Origin of the sequence: Comamonas sp. CAH-2 (genome assembly GCF_009668305.1) — a bacterium.
In the GTDB taxonomy this organism is placed as follows: domain Bacteria; phylum Pseudomonadota; class Gammaproteobacteria; order Burkholderiales; family Burkholderiaceae_C; genus Comamonas; species Comamonas aquatica.
This window is the reverse complement of the sequence record NZ_VSWF01000021.1, coordinates 48835-65840: the sequence shown is the minus strand read 5'-3', so window position 1 is coordinate 65840 and position 17006 is coordinate 48835. Positions and strand designations below refer to the sequence as shown.

General features: G+C 70.1%; 13 protein-coding genes and 1 pseudogene. 5 read left to right on the top strand and 9 right to left on the bottom strand.

Annotated features, from left to right (window positions below; translation table 11 throughout):
• Positions 1-393, top strand: a 393-nt coding sequence (locus FYM52_RS12515; protein WP_154164335.1) for a DTW domain-containing protein, incomplete at its 5' end; no start/stop codon positions are given.
• Between the two features lie 152 nt (positions 394-545).
• On the opposite strand, the gene FYM52_RS12510 is transcribed toward FYM52_RS12515, so the two are convergent.
• Together FYM52_RS12510 and FYM52_RS12505 are read right to left on the bottom strand one after the other, a co-directional pair.
• Complete coding sequence (locus FYM52_RS12510; RefSeq protein WP_042416779.1) at positions 546-932, bottom strand: hypothetical protein; 387 nt, start codon at positions 930-932, stop codon at positions 546-548.
• Positions 922-1518: pseudogene (locus FYM52_RS12505) on the bottom strand (LysR substrate-binding domain-containing protein); the annotation flags it as partial. The pseudogene FYM52_RS12505 and the gene FYM52_RS12510, both read right to left, overlap by 11 nt.
• A 241-nt stretch (positions 1519-1759) precedes the next feature.
• On the opposite strand from FYM52_RS12505, the gene FYM52_RS12500 reads away from it, so the two are divergent.
• The 3 genes from FYM52_RS12500 (at position 1760) to FYM52_RS12490 (ending at position 6288) form a co-directional block, all read left to right on the top strand.
• Positions 1760-2791, top strand: coding sequence for a tripartite tricarboxylate transporter substrate-binding protein (locus FYM52_RS12500; protein ID WP_154164334.1), 1032 nt, complete (start codon positions 1760-1762; stop codon positions 2789-2791).
• Positions 2792-2829: 38 nt separating this feature from the next.
• Positions 2830-4173: a sulfatase gene (locus FYM52_RS12495; RefSeq protein ID WP_154164333.1), complete on the top strand. Its 1344-nt coding sequence runs from the start codon at positions 2830-2832 to the stop codon at positions 4171-4173.
• Between the two features lie 306 nt (positions 4174-4479).
• Entirely contained in the window at positions 4480-6288 is a 1809-nt protein-coding gene (locus FYM52_RS12490) for a chorismate-binding protein (RefSeq protein WP_154164332.1), read from the top strand.
• Positions 6289-6573: 285 nt separating this feature from the next.
• On the opposite strand, the gene cobA is transcribed toward FYM52_RS12490, so the two are convergent.
• The 5 genes from cobA to nirB all read right to left on the bottom strand — a co-directional run bounded on the left by cobA (position 6574) and on the right by nirB (position 14162).
• A complete protein-coding gene (cobA, locus tag FYM52_RS12485) occupies positions 6574-7395 on the bottom strand; it encodes a uroporphyrinogen-III C-methyltransferase (RefSeq protein WP_154164331.1) in 822 nt (273 codons plus the stop codon).
• Positions 7392-8315, bottom strand: coding sequence for a DNA-binding protein YbiB (gene ybiB, locus FYM52_RS12480; RefSeq protein WP_154164330.1), 924 nt, complete (start codon positions 8313-8315; stop codon positions 7392-7394). Before ybiB ends, cobA begins: the two co-directional genes overlap by 4 nt.
• Before the next feature lie 14 nt (positions 8316-8329).
• On the bottom strand, positions 8330-11155 hold the full coding sequence (locus FYM52_RS12475) for a nitrate reductase (RefSeq protein ID WP_154164329.1): 2826 nt from the start codon (positions 11153-11155) through the stop codon (positions 8330-8332).
• A gap of 63 nt (positions 11156-11218) precedes the next feature.
• Positions 11219-11605 (bottom strand): nitrite reductase small subunit NirD, encoded by a 387-nt coding sequence (nirD, locus tag FYM52_RS12470; RefSeq protein ID WP_154164328.1) that lies wholly within the window; start codon positions 11603-11605, stop codon positions 11219-11221.
• Positions 11606-11669: 64 nt separating this feature from the next.
• Positions 11670-14162, bottom strand: a complete 2493-nt coding sequence (nirB, locus tag FYM52_RS12465) for a nitrite reductase large subunit NirB (RefSeq protein ID WP_154164327.1) — start codon at positions 14160-14162, stop codon at positions 11670-11672.
• Positions 14163-14596: 434 nt separating this feature from the next.
• Between nirB and FYM52_RS12460 the strand changes: the two genes are divergently transcribed.
• Positions 14597-15037 (top strand): CBS domain-containing protein, encoded by a 441-nt coding sequence (locus FYM52_RS12460; RefSeq protein WP_154164326.1) that lies wholly within the window; start codon positions 14597-14599, stop codon positions 15035-15037.
• A gap of 210 nt (positions 15038-15247) precedes the next feature.
• On the opposite strand, the gene FYM52_RS12455 is transcribed toward FYM52_RS12460, so the two are convergent.
• Positions 15248-16060 carry an ABC transporter ATP-binding protein gene (locus FYM52_RS12455; protein ID WP_154164325.1) on the bottom strand — a complete coding sequence of 271 codons (813 nt, stop codon included), beginning with the start codon at positions 16058-16060 and terminating at the stop codon, positions 15248-15250.
• The gene (gene ntrB, locus FYM52_RS12450) at positions 16057-17004 is read right to left on the bottom strand and encodes a nitrate ABC transporter permease (RefSeq protein ID WP_043384215.1); all 948 of its coding nucleotides are present in this window, start codon (positions 17002-17004) and stop codon (positions 16057-16059) included. Before ntrB ends, FYM52_RS12455 begins: the two co-directional genes overlap by 4 nt.
• Positions 17005-17006: the final 2 nt, after the last annotated feature.

The window sequence follows — 17006 nt, the reverse complement described above, 5'->3', positions numbered from 1 at the left end:
CTGCTGTACCCGCCGACCCCACCCGATCCGCAGCTGCCCGTGCAGCCGCCCCCCGCCCTGCCGCCGGACTGGCTGGCGCAGCCGCAGGCGCTGCGGCTGGTGGTGCTGGACGGTACCTGGCGCAAGAGCCGCAAGATGCTGTACCGCAACCCCGGCCTGCAGCAGCTGCCGCGCCTGGCACTGCAGGACCTGCCACCCGGGCGCTACGCCATCCGCAAGGCGCAGGCCCCGGACCAGCTGTCCAGCTTCGAGGCCGCGGCCCTGGCACTGGCCCGGCTGCATGCCTGGGAGGCCGGGCACCCGGCCTGGGCGCAGTTGCTGCAGTCCTTCGAGGCGGCCATGGCCCTGCACCAGCGCCTGCAGGCCGCAGGCCGGGCACCGCCGGGCGATTGAGACCGGGCGCGCAGCGCCGCGTGGGAGGGTTTCAACGGAAATACACAGGCCAAGCGCAGACAGCCCGGCAGCCAAGGCAGGACGTCAGGGCCTGACGGGCGCTCGCGCCCCGCGCGCAACCGACCGCGTGATCGGGCGATGGGGCTGCGGCATCAGCACTGGTAGGCCGCGACCGCCGCGCCCTGCAGGGGGTGCAGCGACAGGCCCTGGCAGCGTGCGTGCAGCACGGTGCCCTGGTCGAACTCCAGCTCCATGGTGACCACGCCCTGCAACTCGCAAGGCACGGGCAGGCGCTGGATGCGCTGGCTGTGGTGCAGCACCAAGCCCTGGCGCAAGCGCCCCAGGCTGGCACCGGGCTCCTGGGCCTCCCAGGGTTCCACCCCTTCCAGGGTCAGCAGCAACGGGGCCCAGACGACTTCCTCGCCCTCGGCGCCCAGGCCCTGGGCGTCGATCATGCGGGCCGCCGAAAACCGCAGTTGCAGGCGCCCGTCGGCCCAGGTGCATTGGGCCACTTCCGAATCGGCAAATTCAAAAAGCATGCTGCGCCTCCTGTGTCAGTGCCTGCACCAGCCAGTCCACCTCGGGTGCGGTGGGTCGGTGCAATGGCAGCAGCATATGCACCTGGAAGGCAATCGCAAACTCCAAAGGTCTGACCACCATGTCAGCGCCCGCGCAAGCGCGGGCCGTCAGCGGGTTGACGATGGCCACGCCCAGGCCGCGCTGCACCAGGGCGCAGACGGCCACGGCGCTGTGGGTTTCCAGCAGCAGTTGGCGCTCCACGCCCGCGGCGGCGAACACCGCGTCGATCTGCAGCCGGTACGGATCGTCGCGCGCCAGGCTGATGAAGGGCTGGCCGGCAAAGTCCTGCACAGCCAGCACCGGCCGGGCCACCAGCGGGTGGCGGGCCGGCAGCACCGCCACCTCGTCCATGGCCGGCAGGGACAGCACCCGCGTGCCGGGCGGGGCCTCGCCCAGCTCGGTCAGCCCCAGGTCGAAGCGCTGGGCGGCCATCCACTCCTGCAGCAGCGGCCCCTCCTGCGTGGCCACGCTGACGGCGACCGGGCCGTGGGCCGCATGCAGGCGCGCCAGGGCGCCGGGCAGCAGCGCGTGGCTCAGCGCCGGCAGGTCTCAAGCTTGATAGCGGTCTGCGCTGGTGGGACAAGGGCAGAGCCACGATTTTGCTTGAAAGTCGGCCGCCACCTGTGGCGGCGGGGCATGGCTGTGGCCTGGCGTGGCTGGCTGCGGGAGGCCGGGCGCTGTCAAGCAGGAATTTCGCATGTACTAAGTTGGAAAACTTGTTTGGATACCGCTGTTTTGGTTTTTAGGATTGGATTTCTTATATGTAAAAAGGCATGAAAAAGCAGCCATGGCTTCCCGATTCGCACCCCTCGTCCCCCAGGTTTCCGACCGCGGGTCGCTCCCCCGGCGCCAATGGCTCCAGGGGCTGGCGGCCTGCGCCGGCGCGGCCCTGCTGCCGTCCCTGGCCGTGCCCGCCCAAGCGGCCACCACCGGCCGCATCCTGGTGGGCTTCGGCGCCGGTGGCGGCGGCGATCTGGTGGCCCGCCTGCTGGCCGACCGCTTGACCGAGCGCAGCCACAAGGCCAGCAACTACATCGTCGAGAACAAGCCCGGCGCCGCCGGCAAGCTGGCGGTGGATGCGCTGCGCCAGGCGCCGCCCGACGGCAGCACCTTGCTGCTGGCGCCGCTGGTGACCCCGGTGCTGTCGCAACTGGTGTTCCGCAACCCCGGCTATGACCCGGGCAAGGACATGAAGCCCGTGGGCCTGGTGGCGCACTTCCAGTTCGCCCTGGCGGTGCCCGCCAGCCACCCGGCCAAGGACATCCCCGGCTTTGTGGCCTGGCTCAAGGCCCACCCCAAGCTGGCGAACTACGGCAGCCCCAGCCAGGGCAGCCTGCCGCACTTCTTTGGCCTGCTGCTGGGCAAGGCCGCGGGCGTGGACTTCCTGCACGTGCCCTACAAGGGCGGCACCGCCATGATCAACGACCTGATCGGCGGCCAGCTCAGCGCCGGCATCAACACGGTGCAGGAGCTGCTCAAGCAGCACGAGGCCGGCAAGCTGCGGGTGCTGGGGGTGTTCTCCACGCACCGCGTGGAGCAACTGCCCCACGTGCCCACCTTTGCCGAATCGGGCTTCCCAGAGGTGCAGGGCAGCGGCTGGTACAGCCTGTGGACGACGGCCCGCACGCCGGACGCCACCATCCAGCGCCTGAACCAGGCCCTGGGCGAGGTGCTGCAGGAAAAGCCGGTGCAGCAGCTGATGCACGACTGGGTGCTGGAGCCGCAGCACAGCCAGCCCCACGAGCTGGAGCAACTGCGCCAGGCCGACATCGCCAAGTGGCGCCCCATCCTGGCCGCCTCCGGCTTTGTGGCCGACTGAGCGCCGCCCGTCTTTTTTGTGATCACTCTCTGCCGACCATGAGCACTGCCACCACCGCGCCCAACATCGTCTTCATCCTGGCCGACGACCTGGGCTATGCCGACCTGAGCGTCTACGGCCAGCGCAACTACACCACCCCGCACCTGGACCGGCTGGCCGGCGAAGGCGTGCGCTTCACCCAGGCCTATGCGAATTCGGCCGTCTGCTCGGCCACACGGCTGGCGCTGATCACCGGCCGCTACCAGTACCGCCTGGCGGCAGGGCTGGAGGAACCCATTCCCAGCAATGCCGCGAACATCGGCCTGCCACCGGAGCACCCCACGCTGCCCTCGCTGCTGAAGGCGGCGGGCTACGACACGGCGCTGATCGGTAAGTGGCACCTTGGCCGCCCGCCGGCCTTTGGCCCGCTGCACAGCGGCTATGACCGCTTCTTCGGCAACCTGGGTGGGGTGGTGGACTACTTCACCCACAAGAACGGCGTGGGCGACGACCTGGCGCCGGACCTGTACGAGGGCACGGTGCCGGTCGAGCGCACCGGCTACTACACCTATGTGCTGGCCGACGAGGCCGAGAAGTACGTGCGCGAACGTGCGACGCAAGCGAACCCCTTTTTCCTGTCGCTGCACTTCACGGCGCCGCACTGGCCCTGGGAAGGGCCGCACGACGAGGCAGTGTCGCGCCAGCTCAAGGACCTGTTCCACTACGACGGCGGCACGCAGCGCACCTATGGCGAGATCGTCCAGGCCCTGGACGCGGCCGTGGGCCAGGTGCTGCACGCGCTGGAGGCCACGGGCCAGGCCGAGAACACCATCGTCGTCTTCACCAGCGACAACGGCGGCGAGCGCTTTTCGGACACCTGGCCCTTCGTCGGCCAGAAGACCGAGCTGCTGGAAGGCGGCCTGCGCGTGCCCACCTTGCTGCGCTGGCCGGCGCGCCTGCAGCCCCAGGTGCAGACCCAGGTGACGGCCACCATGGACTGGCTGCCCACGCTGCTGGCCGCGGCCCAGGCTCCGGAGGATGGGCAGTACCCCAGCGACGGCGTGAACCTGCTGCCGGTGCTGCAGGGGCAGCAGCCCGTGCACGCCCGCCAGCTGTTCTGGCGCTACAAGTCGCAGTCGCAGCGGGCGCTGCGCGATGGCGACTGGAAGTACCTGAAGATCAACGAGCACGAATTCCTGTTCCACGTGGTGGATGACCCGCGCGAGCGCGCCAACCTGCGCGAGCGCCAGCCCGAGGTGTTTGCCCGCCTGAAGGCCGCGTGGGAGCTGCGCAACCAGGACTTTCTGGAGATCACCCCGCAGACCTTCACGCACGGGCTCACGCCCGACATCCAGGCCGACCGCTATGTGCCCAGCCGCCTGGCGCGGCACGTGCGCAAGTAGGCCGGCCACCTCGCCCCGCGGGTGGGGCCAGGGCCTGCCCGCATCGCCGGTGCCGTCCACGGCGGCCGGCCGTGTGGGGCCCGCCAAGTTGGCAGGCAGGTGTGTGGCATGCCCCGGTGTGGGCCGGGCAGGGGCGCCGCCCAGGCGGCGGGTGCCCTTGCTTCCCGGCGTCGTGGCGCCACGGTCCGGCTCGGTGCATGAAAGTTGATAGCTGTCTGCGCAGGCATAGCAAGGGCTAAAGGCTATTTTGTGGTGTATTTCCATGCCGACGGCCGGGCCAGCAGCCGGGCCGCTATGCTTCGCCGCATGAGTGCGCATTTTTCGTTCCCGGCCCAGATCGACCTGGGCCAGCCCTTGCAGGGCGATACCGCCCGCCTGCAGGCCCGCTTGCAGGCCCCGTTGCGCGTGCTGCAGGCCCACCTCCTGGCCGAGGTGGGGCCGCTGCTGGAACGGGTGGAACAGGCCGCGCGCGAGGGCCACTGGTGCGTGGGCGGCCTGCGCTATGAAGCCGCCAGCGGCCTGCGCCCCGAGCTGGACACAGCCCCGGCCGAGGAGGGTCCGCTGGCCTGGTTTGCCGTCTACCCCGCACCGCAGGCCGATGCCCCGGCCACGCCTGCAGATGCGGCCAGCCTGCCGACGCTGGACTGGCTGCCCGACCTGGACCGCGCCGCCTTTGCTGCCGGTCTGCAGGCCATCCATGCCGGCATTGCCACCGGCCAGTACTACCAGATCAACTACACCCAGCAGTTGCGCGCCGAGGCCGCACGCCCTGTGGAGGGCGCGGCGCTGTTTGCCGCGCTGCAGCAGGCACAGCCCGGCGGCTATGCGCTGTACCTGGACATGGGCGGCGAGCAGGTGGCCTCGGTCTCGCCCGAGTTGTTTTTCGACTGGCACCAGCCCGCCACGGGCAGCGGCCCCATCCTGACCCGCCCGATGAAGGGCACGGCCGCGCGCGGCGCCACGCCGCAGCAGGATGCGGCCCAGGCGCAGCACCTGCAGACCGCGGCCAAGGAGCGGGCCGAGAACGTGATGATCGTGGACCTGCTGCGCAACGACCTGGGGCAGATCGCCGAGGTCGGCTCGGTCGAGGTGCCGCAGCTGTTTGCCGTGCAGGCCCTGCCCAGCGTCTGGCAGATGACCTCCGATGTGCGCGCCCGTCTGCCCCGGGGCACCGGCCTGCGCGAGGTGTTCACCGCGCTGTTCCCCTGCGGCTCGGTCACCGGGGCGCCCAAGCGCTCGGCCATGGCCGCCATCGCCCAGCTGGAGCCCGCGCCGCGCGGCTGGTACTGCGGCGCCCTGGGTGTGGTGCGGCCCGATGGGGCCGGTGGCCTTCGTGCCACCTTCAATGTGCCGATCCGCACGGTGGTGGTGCAGGGCCGTGCGCTGCGCTGCGGCATCGGCAGCGGCATCACCGCCGATGCCACCGAGCCCGGCGAATGGGCCGAGTGGCGCGCCAAGCGCGCCTTTGTGGAGCGAGTGAGCAGGGCGTTCGACCTGATCGAAACCCTGGCGCTGGAGGACGGGCGCTTTCGCCACCTGGACCTGCACCTGCAGCGCATGCAGGCCGCGGCGGCGCACTTTGGCTATCCCTGGAGCGAGGCCGCCCTGCAGCTGACCCTGCAGCAGGTGCAGGACACCCACCCCAGCGGCCTGTGGCGCGTGCGCCTGCAACTGGGCCGCGATGGCCTGTATGCCAGCCAGGCGGTGGTCTGCCCGCCGTCACCGCCGCAGGCCTATCTGCAGCTGGCGCCCGAGCCGCTGGCCGAGGCGCACGGCGAATTCGTGCGCTTCAAGACCACGCGCCGCGCGCACTACGAGCGCTGGGCCCCCAAGGACACCCACATCTTTGACACCATCCTGTGGAACGAGGACGGTGAAATCACCGAAGGCACGCGTGGCAATGTGGCCGCCTTGATCGACGGGCAGTGGGTCACGCCGGCACTGGCCTGCGGCCTGCTCAACGGCGTGGGTCGCCAGGTGGCACTGGCCGAGGGCCGGGTGGTGGAAGGCGTGATCCACCGCGACGACCTGCACCGGGTGCAGCAGTGGGCCTTCATCAACAGCCTGCGCGGCTGGGTGGCCTGCCAGATGGTGGGCACAGCCCCCGCGCGTTAGCCGGCCGGCGCTTGGCCGGCACAGGCCGGGTTGTTCCGGCCTGCCTGCCGGATCAACACGGGCCAGTCTTTCAAGCGTTTTGACCGCCCGGTGCTGATGCAGTCAGCGCGGAGTGCTTGAGTTTTGGTAGCGTGCAGGATTGCAATTCCGGGAGGAATCGGTGGTCGCCGGCCCAGGTTGTCACGCCCAATGCCCGCTGCATCCATCGCAGCGTTCTGGTCATGAAGGCTGTAACAGGCGTAGGGCGCGCTCTTCTAAGGGGTGCGCCCGGACGTCCTCCCGGGCTCAGCATCCACCGCAGCGGCGCTGCGCCACGGTCTGCATCGCGTCCGCGGGCAGCGCCCAGGCGGCCACGCCGCGCACCACATCACCGATCACCAGCACGCTGGGGCTGCCCAGGGCCTCGTCCGCCAGGGTGGCGGGCAGTTGCGCCAGGGTGGTGATGGCGTGGCGCTGCTGGGGCAGGCTGGCGTGCTGGATGATGGCCGCCGGGGTGTCGCCGGGCAGGCCGCCGGCCTGCAGTTCCTGCGCCATGTCGGCCGCGCCACTGACGCCCATGTAGACCACCAGGGTCAGCTTAGCGGCCTGGGCCGTGGTGGCCAGCTGGCGCCAGTCGGTGCCGGCGTCGCCGGGCTTGGCGTGGCCGGTGATGAATACCACGCCGTGGGCGTGGTCGCGGTGTGTCAGCGGGGCGCCCAGGGCGGTCAGGCCGGCCAGGCCGGCGGTGATGCCGTTGATCACCTGCACCTCGACCCCGGCGGCACGCAGGTGTTCCACCTCCTCACCGCCCCGGCCAAAGATGAAGGGGTCGCCCCCCTTGAGGCGCACCACGTTCTCGCCCTCGCGCACGGCCAGCAGCATGAGTTTTTCGATGAAGGCCTGGGGCGTGCTCTTGCAGCCGCCGCGCTTGCCCACGTCGATGATGCGGGCCGTGGGCGCGGCATGGGCGACGATGGCGGGCGACACCAGGTCGTCCACCAGCAGCACGGTGGCGGCCTGGATGGCTTTCAGGGCCTTGAGGGTCAGCAGCTCCGGATCGCCGGGGCCGGCCCCCACCAGGGTGCAGCGGCCGGTGGCGGGCAGGGTGAAGGTGGCATCGGTGCTCATGGCTGTTCTCCTGGGGGAATTTGGCGCGCCAGCTGGCAGATGTGCGCGACCTGCCGGGCAATGGCCTCGGGGACAGGAAGGCTTCCTGCCAGCACCTGGCGCGTGTAGTCGGCGGTGCTGGCCACGTCGATGGCGGTGGGCAGGCCGTCGATGGCGCTGGCCGTACCGGGCTGTTGCTCATCCAGCACCTGGTGTACGCCGGCCACGAAGCCGTCGTAGCGCGGCAGGCGGCGCGGGTCGGCCACGACCTCGCCCTCCAGCCCGCGCGACAGCAGGGCGTACAGGCCCAGGCCCTCGCAGGTGGCCCGCAGCGTGTCCAGGTACTCGGGGTGGGTGTAGCTGCTGACGATCAGGGCTGGACCGGCGCAGGGGTTCATCAGCTTGACCACGCTGTGGCCCGGGTTGCGCAGGCCGATGACGGCGCGCGTGGCCAGCAGGCGGGCCAGCCCGGGGTGCAGCAGGTCGGTGGCGATGTGGGCCACCTGGCCGGGCGCCACGGCGCCGGGCGTGGTCTGGGCCGCCATGCCCAGGGCCTCAAGCACGTCCGAGGCCAGCACGCGCCGGGCCTCGGTGCGCATGCCGTGCAGCAGCACGGGCAGCCCTTCACGCGCCAGCAGCAGGGCCAGCAGCGGCGTGAGCACCGGCAGCCGCCGCGCGCCGTTGTAGCTGGGCAGCACCACCACGGGCTGGGGGCCGGCCGGCACGGTGTGCAGACGGGCGTGCACGGCATCCAGAAAGCCGCACATCTCCTCGGCGGTCTCGCCCTTGATGCGCATGGCGATGCAGAAGGCGCCGACCTCCAGGTCGCCGACCTGGCCGTCCAGCACCTGGCCGAACAGGTCCTGGGCCTGGTGGCGGTCCAGGGCCTTGGCGCCGCGCGCACCGCGGCCGATTTCCTTGAGGTAGTGGCTGATGGGCATGGCAAGACCTCCGTTCAGGCGCTGTGGGTCGCGTGCTGCTGCACCATCTGGCGCAGCCGTGGCAGGCAGGAGCCGCATTCGGTGCCGCAGCGCAGCGTGTCCTGCAATTGGGGCACGGAGTGCAGGCCGCTGTCCAGGGCCTGGGTGATGGCCTGTTCGTTCACGCCCAGGCAGGTGCAGACCAGGGCGGCGGGCGCAGCGGGCAGGCCCTGGGCGGGCGGCGCCTGCGGGCGCAGCAGGGCGTGGCCCGGCAGAGACAGCGGCTGCGCGCTGTGCAGCAGCGGCAGCAGCCAGTGCCCGGCATCGGAGGGGCCGCACAGCACCAGGGCCTGCAGCCAGGTTTGCTGCTGCGCATGCTGCAGCACCAGGCTGCGGCGGTGCTGGCGCTGGGCATCGGCATAGCGCAGCACTTCGGCCCCTTCCAGGCCCAGCAGGGCATGGACCTGCTGCACCAGGGCCGCATCGGGTGGCGTGGCGCTGGCTGCGCGCAGCAGCACCCCCTGGCGTGCGGGGCTGCTGGGCGCCCCCGGCGCGGCAAACGGCACGCAGCTGGCAAAGTCCCACTGCGGCAGCAGCGCGGCCAGGGCCTGGCGCACGGCCAGCAGGCGTTCCTCGGGCAGCCAGGCCGCAGCCAGCAATTGCCAGGGCAGCTCCACCGCCTGCACGCTGACGGCGGCGTGCTTGAGTTCCGGCTGCTTCGACTGGGGGCAGAACGCCGGCGTGGTCACGGCGTTCACGCCGCCCACGGCCTGGCCGTCGCGGCTGCACCCGCCCAGGTATTCGCTGCCCCAGTGCATGGGCAGGTAGACCTGGGACAGGCCCAGGCCGGCATCGGCCTGCAGCGGCACGACCAGCTGGCCGTGGCGGCTGCGCACGGCGACCAGCTGGCCGGGCTGCAGGCGCTGGCGCTCCATGTCCTGCGGGTGCATCTGCAGCACGGGTTCGGGCGCGTGGGCCATCAGGCGGGCCAACTGGCCGGTGCGGCTCATGCCATGCCATTGGTCGCGCAGGCGGCCGGTGTTCAGGCTGAAGGGAAAGCGCGCGCTGCGCGGTTCGGCCACGGGCTGCCAGGGCTGGGCGGCAAAGCGGGCGCGGCCATCGGCCGTGGGGAAGATGCCCTCGGCATACAGGCGGGCCTGGCCTTGCTGCGCGCCTTCGGGCAGCGGCCACTGCTGCGGGCCGGCGCGGTCCAGCAGTGCCCAGGACAGGCCGGTGATGTCCAGGTCGCGCCCACGGGTGCTGGCGCGGTGCTCGTTCCAGATCTGCTCGGCGCCCAGCTCGGCGTGCTGGGTGTCATAGGCAAACAGGCTGGGCCGACCGGGGCGCAGGCGGGCCTCCAGGCGCTGGGCGATCTGCGCGGCAATCTGCCAGTCGTGCCGGGCCTGGCCCAGCGGGGGCACGGCGGCGCGCACGCGGGAGATGCGGCGTTCGCTGTTGGTGACGGTGCCCAGCTTCTCGCCCCAGGTGGTGGCGGGCAGCAGCAGGTCGGCGTAGGCGGCGGTGGCCGTGGTGGCGAAGGCGTCCTGCAGGATCACGAACTCCGTGCGCTGCAGTGCGCGGCGCACGGTGGCCTGGTCCGGCAGGCTGTGGGCGGGGTTGGTGCAGGCGATCCACAGGGTCTTGATCTGGCCGTCGGCCGCAGCCTCAAACAGTTCGATGGCGGTCTTGCCGGGCTGGGCGGGCACATCGTCCACGCCCCACAGGGTGGCCACCTCGGCCCGGTGATCGGGGTTGGCCAGGTCGCGGTGGGCGCTGAGCAGGTTGGCCATGCCGCCCACTTCGCGCCCGCCCATGGCATTGGGCTGGCCGGTCAGCGACAGCGGGCCGGCGCCCGGCTTGCCGATCTGGCCCGTGGCCAGGTGAAGGTTGATCAGCGCGGCGTTCTTGGCCGTGCCGCTGCTGCTCTGGTTCAGGCCCTGGCAGTACAGGCTGAGCGTGGGCGCACGCTGCAGCCCGTCGGTGGCCGCACCGCCCAGCGCAAACCAGCGTGCGGCCTGCAGCAGATCCGCCGCGCTCAGGCCGCAGTCGCGCGCCACACGCTCGGGCGTGGCTTCGCGCACCAGGGCCTTGAGGGCATCGAAGCCGCAGGTGTGGCGTTCGATGTAGCCGCTGTCGATCCAGCCTTCCCACAGCATGGCGTGCAGCATGCCGTGGAACAGGCGCACATCGCTGCCGGGCTGCAGGGGCAGGAACAGGTCGGCGATCTCGGCGGTCTCGGTGCGGCGCGGGTCGGCGACGATGATCTTGAGCGCCGGATTGGCGGCCTTGGCGTCCTCGATGCGCCGAAACAGCACGGGGTGGGCCCAGGCCGTGTTGCTGCCGGTGATGAACAGGCAACCCGCGTGCTGCAGGTCGTCGTAGCAGGCCGGGGGCGCGTCGGCCCCCAGCGTGGCCTTGTAGCCGGCGACGGCGCTGCTCATGCACAGGCGCGAGTTGGTGTCCAGGTTGTTGGTGCCGAGCAGGCCCTTGGTCAGCTTGTTGAAGACGTAGTAGTCCTCGGTCAGCAACTGGCCGCTGGCGTAGATGGCCACGGCATCCGGGCCGTGCTGCTGCACGGTATCAGCGATGCGGGTGGCGGCGAGATGAAGCGCCGCATCCCAGGCCAGGGGCTGGGGCGTGGCACCGCGCTGGGCGCGCTGCAGCGGCTGCAGCAAGCGGGTCTGCGGGGCCAGCGCAGCAGCGGCGGTCAGGTGCAGGCTGTTGCCCTTGCTGCACAGGCGACCGAAGTTGGCGGGGTGGTCCGGGTCGCCGCGCACGCCGGTGATCTGAGCCCCCTCGGACTGGATGATCACGCCGCAGCCGACGCCGCAGTACGGGCAGGTGGAACGGGTTTCGGTCATGGCGAGAATTTCCAGTGTTTGAGGGCTTTGGCGCAGGCGGGGCGGGCGCAGGCAGCTATGGTTTCAGGCAGCGGGTGCGCAGCGGCGCGCCGGCCCGGCGATGGGGCGTGCCAGGTCGGTGGCCTTGGTGGCCAGCTCGGCCGCATCCAGGTAGACCATGCCGTCCTGCACCTGCACGGCAAAGCCGGGGGTGCAGCCTTCGTCGGGCGCGGCGGCCTGGCCGTCGCACAGGCCGATGGTCCAGTTGTGCATGGGGCAGGCCACGCTGCGGCCGAACACGATGCCCTGCGACAGCGGGCCGCCCTTGTGCGGGCAGCGGTCCAGCAGGGCGAAGACTTCGTTGTCCGCATTGCGGAACAGGGACACGTCCAGCCCCTGGGGGCGGGCGACGCGGCGGGCGCCGAGGACCGGGATGTCGTCGACGGCGCAGATGGCTTGCCAGGTGGTCATAGCTATTCCTTTGGGAGCTTTTGGCGCTCGTGGGTATTGGGCTGAATGGCGATTGGGTGCTGCATCACGCGGTGACTGCCTGGCCTGCGGGCAGGGCGGGAAGGATGGGAATCACGCGCTGGAACTGGCGCGCATCGACATGCGCCTTGTCCAGCTCGAACCAGGGGTCGGGCTCGCCATCCAGCGCAAACTGCAGCTGGGCCCACAGGGCCTGGCGGCCGGCCGCGTCGTCCAGGATGCGGCGCTTGACATAGTCCAGGCCCACGCGGTGCACGTAGTGCACGGTGCGCTCCAGGTACCAGCCTTCCAGGCGGTACAGCTGCATGAAGGCGCCCGTGTACTCCAGCACCTCCTCGGCGGTCTTGAGCTTGGTGAAGAAATGCGCCACCTCGGTCTTGATGCCGCCGTTGCCGGCGATGTGCATCTCCCAGCCGCTGTCCACGCCGATGATGCCCACGTCCTTGATGCCCGATTCCGCGCAGTTGCGCGGGCAGCCGCTGACGGCGAACTTCACCTTGTGCGGGGCGTACATGCGCCACATGGCGCGCTCCAGGTCCTTGCCCAGCTGGGTGCTGTCCTGGGTGCCCATGCGGCACCATTCGCTGCCCACACAGGTCTTCACCGTGCGCAGCGCCTTGGCGTAGGCGTGGCCGCTGGGCATGCCGATGTCGTTCCACACGGCCTGCAGGTCTTCCTTCTTCACGCCCAGCAGGTCGATGCGCTGGCCGCCCGTGACCTTGACGGTGGGGATCTGGTACTTGTCCACCGCGTCGGCGATGCGGCGCAGCTCGCTGGCCGTGGTCTCGCCGCCCCACATGCGCGGGATCACGCTGTAGGTGCCGTCTTTCTGGATGTTGGCGTGGCTGCGCTCGTTGATGGCGCGGCTTTGCGGGTCATCCTGGGCCTCCTTGGGCCAGGCGCTGACCAGGTAGTAATTCACGGCCGGGCGGCAGGTGGCGCAGCCATTGGGCGTGCGCCATTCCAGGTGGCGGAAGACCGCGTCCGTGGTCAGCAGGTGGTGCTGGGCGATGGCCTCGCGCACCGCCTGGTGGCCGTGGCTGGTGCAGCCGCACACGGCCTTGGTCTTGGGCGTGGCGGAGTAGTCGCCGCCGGCGGTGAACATGATGATCTGCTCCACCAGCCCGGTGCACGAGCCGCAGCTGGCGCTGGCCTTGGTGTGCTTGCGCACCTCGTCCAGCGTGAACAGGCCTTTTTCCTGGATGGCCTTGCAGATGGCGCCCTTGGTCACGCCGTTGCAGCCGCAGACCTCGTCGCTGTCGGCCATGGCCGAGGCCTTGCTGTGCCCTTCGTGGCCGGTGTCGCCGATGTTGGACTCGCCAAACATCAGCCGGTCGCGCAGGTCGGCGATGGAGCGGCCTTCGCGGAGCAGCTTGAAGTACCAGCTGCCGTCCACCGTGTCGCCATACAGGCAGGCGCCGACCAGCTTGTCGTTCTGAATCACCAGTTTCTTGTAGACGCCGCCGCCGGGGGCAGAGGGGTCGCGCAGCACGATTTCTTCGGTGTCCGCGCCGCCCTGGAAGTTGCCGGCCGAAAACAGGTCGATGCCGGTGACCTTGAGCTTGGTGGAGGTCAGCGAGCCCTGGTAGCGCCCGATGCCCCATTCGGCCAGGTGGTTGGCCAGCACCTTGCCCTGCTCGAACAGCGGGGCCACCAGGCCATAGGCCACGCCGCGGTGGGCGGCGCATTCGCCCACGGCGTAGATGCGCGGGTCGGTCACGGTCTGCAGCGTGTCGCTGACCACGATGCCGCGGTCCACATGCAGGTGCATGCGCTGCGCCAGCGCGGTGCTGGGGCGGATGCCCACGGCCATCACCACCAGGTCGGCCGGCACCTCGCTGCCATCCTTGAAGCGCACGGCGCGCACGCGGCCGCCCTCGCCCGCCAGCAGTTCCTGGGTCTGGGCCTGCATCAGAAACTGCATGCCGCGCTCGGCCAGCGACTGCTGCAGCATGCGGCCGGCCACATCGTCGAGCTGGCGCTCCATCAGCCATTCGTTGGCGTGCACCACCGTCACCTGCATGCCGCGCTTCATCAGGCCGTTGGCGGCCTCCAGCCCCAGCAGGCCGCCGCCGATGACCACGGCGTGGCGGTAGCGGCTGGCCGCGTCGATCATGGCCTGGGTGTCGGCAATGTCGCGGTAAGCCAGCACGCCCTGCAGGTCGTGCCCCGGAATCGGCAGGATGAAGGGGTTGGAGCCCGTGGCCAGCACCAGGCGGTCATAGGGTGCGCTGACCTGGCGGCCTTCGGCATCCACGCCGTGCACCAGCCGGCGCACGCGGTCGACCTCGGTCACCGTGACCCCGGCATGCAGGGTGATGCCGTGCTCCTGGTACCAGGCCCAGTCGTTGAGCACGATCTCGTCGAGCGTCTGCTCGCCCGCCAGCACGGGCGACAGCAGGATGCGGTTGTAGTTGGGATGGGGTTCGGCGCCGAAGACGGTGATCTCGTACAGATCGGGTGCGATCTTCAGCAGCTCTTCCAGGGCGCGCACACCGGCCATGCCGTTGCCCACCAGCACCAGTTGGGATTTTTTCATCGTGCCCCCAAGGCAGTTCGCCAAAACAAAAAGGCGTCCACACGCGGGGCGGGCCAAAGGCCTGCTGCGTGGGGACGCCGTCGTCCTGCGAGACTGGTGCACCGTTGCACGCGCCCCGCACGCGGCCTGCATCGGCCGCAGGCTAGCTATGCAAGCTGCGTGCCAGGATGACGGGCCCAGCGTTGCGTCTCCGGGGGCGTGGCGCAGGTGCTCTCCTCAGGGGGCACCTGGGCTGGTGGCCCGCACGCCGGGCTGCGCCGCGTTGGGGCAGGGCTGCACCATGCTGGGGGGCGCCGAGCGCCGGTGTGCTCAGCACGGCGCAGGGGCAAGCGCCGGTGGACGACAGGGACATGGGGATAAAGCCCGGTTGCATGGCGCCCCCGGATGGGCTGAAATGGTTTTTCACATCTGTGTTTTTTGCCCGGAGCTGTTCCATGACCACTGTTGCAGAGATCCTCAAGTCCAAGACCTCCAGCCTGGTGTTTGCCATCGCCCCGACGGCGACGGTCTATGAGGCCCTGCGCCTGATGGCCGAGCAGGGCATCGGCTCGCTGCTGGTGAAGAGCGGCGAGACCATCGTCGGCATCTTCACGGAGCGCGACTACGCGCGCAAGATTGCGCTGATGGGGCGGACGTCGGTACAGACGCGGGTGAGTGACGTGATGACCACCGCGGTGCTGTTCGTGCAGCCCAGCCAGACCAGCGAGGAGTGCATGCAGCTCATGACCAGCAAGCGCCTGCGCCACCTGCCCGTGGTGGACAACGGCCAGCTGGTGGGCCTGGTCTCCATCGGGGACCTGGTCAAGGACATCATTTCCGAGCAGAAATTCATCATCGAGCAGCTCGAGCACTACATCAACGGCGGTGGCCGCTAGGCCGGAAATCGCCCCCTGCGCGGCGGCGCCGCTTCCTTCTCTCGGATGGCTTTGCAATTCGGCAAGGCGGATGCCGCCAGCGTGGCGGTGTGGCCCTGGCGCGGCGGCCTTGCTCTGAGGCACGCCGGTATTGTGCGCACCGCGGCGCAAGGCGAAGAGGCAAAAAAGCCCCGACGGCGTGCCGTCAGGGCTTGATGGGCGGTGGCCGGGTCAGGCGGCCTTTTCGACGTGCCCCTGGCGCGTGTAGAGGAAATCGATCACGGCCTTGCGGCAGCGCTGGTACTCGCGGTCCTCGGCCAGGGCGACCCGCTGGCGCGGGCGCGCCAGTGGCACGTGCAGCACTTCGCCGATGGTGGCGGCCGGCCCGTTGGTCATCATCACGATCTTGTCGGACAGCAGCACGGCCTCATCCACGTCATGGGTCACCATGACCACCGTGCTGTGCGTGCGCGCCACGATCTCCAGCAACTCGTCCTGCAGCTTGGCGCGCGTCAGGGCGTCCAGCGCGCCGAAGGGCTCGTCCATCAGCAGCACCTGGGGTTCCATGGACAGGGCGCGGGCAATCCCCACACGCTGCTTCATGCCGCCCGAGATCTCGCCCGGGCGTTTCTGCGCGGCATGGCCCAGGCCGACCAGCTCCAGGGCCGCATCGGTGCGGGCCTTGAGCTGGGCCTTGTTCTCGCGGGCGCCAAACACGCGCTCCACCGCCAGGTGCACATTGCCCCAGCAGGTCAGCCAGGGCAGCAGCGAGTGGTTCTGGAAGACCACGGCGCGCTCGGGCCCCGGGCCCTTGATCTCCTTGTTGGCGCACAGCAGGGCGCCGGCCGTGGGCGTGGTCAGCCCGGCGATCAGGTTCAGCAGCGTGGACTTGCCGCAGCCGGAGTGGCCGATGAGGCTGACGAACTCGCCCTTGGCAATCTGCAGGTGGATGCCCTGCAACGCGGGAAACAGGCCCTTGGCGGTCTTGAAGGTCTGCTCCACGCCCTGGATCTCGAGGTACTTGGTGGACAGCGATGCGTTCATGATTTCACCTCTTCGAACGTGAAGGCCGAAGCCAGCTTGACCAGGGCCCACTCCAGCAGCAGGCCGACGATGCCGATCACGAAGATGGCAATGATGATGTTCTTGACGTTGAGGTTGTTCCACTCGTCCCACACCCAGAAGCCGATGCCCACGCCGCCGGTCAGCATCTCGGCCGCCACGATCACCAGCCAGGCCGTACCCACGGCCAGGCGCACGCCAGTCAGCAGGTAGGGCAGCACGGCCGGGAACAGGATGGTGGTGGCGATCTTCCACTCCGACAGGTTCAGCACCCGTGCCACGTTCATGTAGTCCTGGGGTACGCGCTGCACGCCGACGGCGGTGTTGATCACCATGGGCCAGATGGAGCAGATGAAAATGGTCCAGATGGCGGCCGGGTTGGCCCCCTTGAACACCAGCAGGCCGATGGGCAGCCAGGCCAGGGGCGAGACCGGGCGCAGCAGGCTGATCAGCGGGTTGACCATGCGCGACAGGAAGCTGAAGCGCCCGATCACAAAGCCCAGCGGAATGCCGACCAGCGCCGCCAGCCCAAAGCCCAGGGCCACGCGCTGCAGCGAAGCCAGCACATTCCAGCCCACGCCCTGGTCGTTGGGGCCGTTGCGGTAGAAGGGATCGCTGAAGACCTCGACGGCCTGGGCCCAGGTGGCCTGCGGCCCGGGGATGGACTGGCCGGTGCTGCTGGCCACCACGGACCACAGGCCGATCAGCAGCGCCAGGCCCAGGGCCGGCGGCAAGGCCCAGGCCAGCAGGGCCTCCAGCCGCCTGCGTGCACCGGGACGGACGGGTGCGGTGGCGGTGGGTGTCAAGGGTTTTTCGGCTTTGGACAAGGTACTGCCTGCGCTGGTAGCTATGGATTTTGGGGAGGTGTGCAGGGCGTCGCCGGGGGCAGAACGCTCACGCGGGGAGTGGAAGACGGCGCTGACCATGG

Bases quoted from the DNA above. Each gene is read 5' to 3' on its own strand.
- FYM52_RS12500 (WP_154164334.1), top strand. From the start codon at position 1,760: ATGGCTTCCCGATTCGCACCCCTCGTCCCCCAGGTTTCCGACCGCGGG.
- FYM52_RS12455 (WP_154164325.1), bottom strand. From the start codon at position 16,060: ATGAACGCATCGCTGTCCACCAAGTACCTCGAGATCCAGGGCGTGGAG.
- FYM52_RS12490 (WP_154164332.1), top strand. From the start codon at position 4,480: ATGAGTGCGCATTTTTCGTTCCCGGCCCAGATCGACCTGGGCCAGCCC.
- nirD (WP_154164328.1), bottom strand. From the start codon at position 11,605: ATGACCACCTGGCAAGCCATCTGCGCCGTCGACGACATCCCGGTCCTC.
- FYM52_RS12510 (WP_042416779.1), bottom strand. From the start codon at position 932: ATGCTTTTTGAATTTGCCGATTCGGAAGTGGCCCAATGCACCTGGGCC.
- nirB (WP_154164327.1), bottom strand. From the start codon at position 14,162: ATGAAAAAATCCCAACTGGTGCTGGTGGGCAACGGCATGGCCGGTGTG.
- FYM52_RS12460 (WP_154164326.1), top strand. From the start codon at position 14,597: ATGACCACTGTTGCAGAGATCCTCAAGTCCAAGACCTCCAGCCTGGTG.
- ybiB (WP_154164330.1), bottom strand. From the start codon at position 8,315: ATGCCCATCAGCCACTACCTCAAGGAAATCGGCCGCGGTGCGCGCGGC.
- cobA (WP_154164331.1), bottom strand. From the start codon at position 7,395: ATGAGCACCGATGCCACCTTCACCCTGCCCGCCACCGGCCGCTGCACC.
- FYM52_RS12495 (WP_154164333.1), top strand. From the start codon at position 2,830: ATGAGCACTGCCACCACCGCGCCCAACATCGTCTTCATCCTGGCCGAC.
- FYM52_RS12475 (WP_154164329.1), bottom strand. From the start codon at position 11,155: ATGACCGAAACCCGTTCCACCTGCCCGTACTGCGGCGTCGGCTGCGGC.
- ntrB (WP_043384215.1), bottom strand. From the start codon at position 17,004: ATGGTCAGCGCCGTCTTCCACTCCCCGCGTGAGCGTTCTGCCCCCGGC.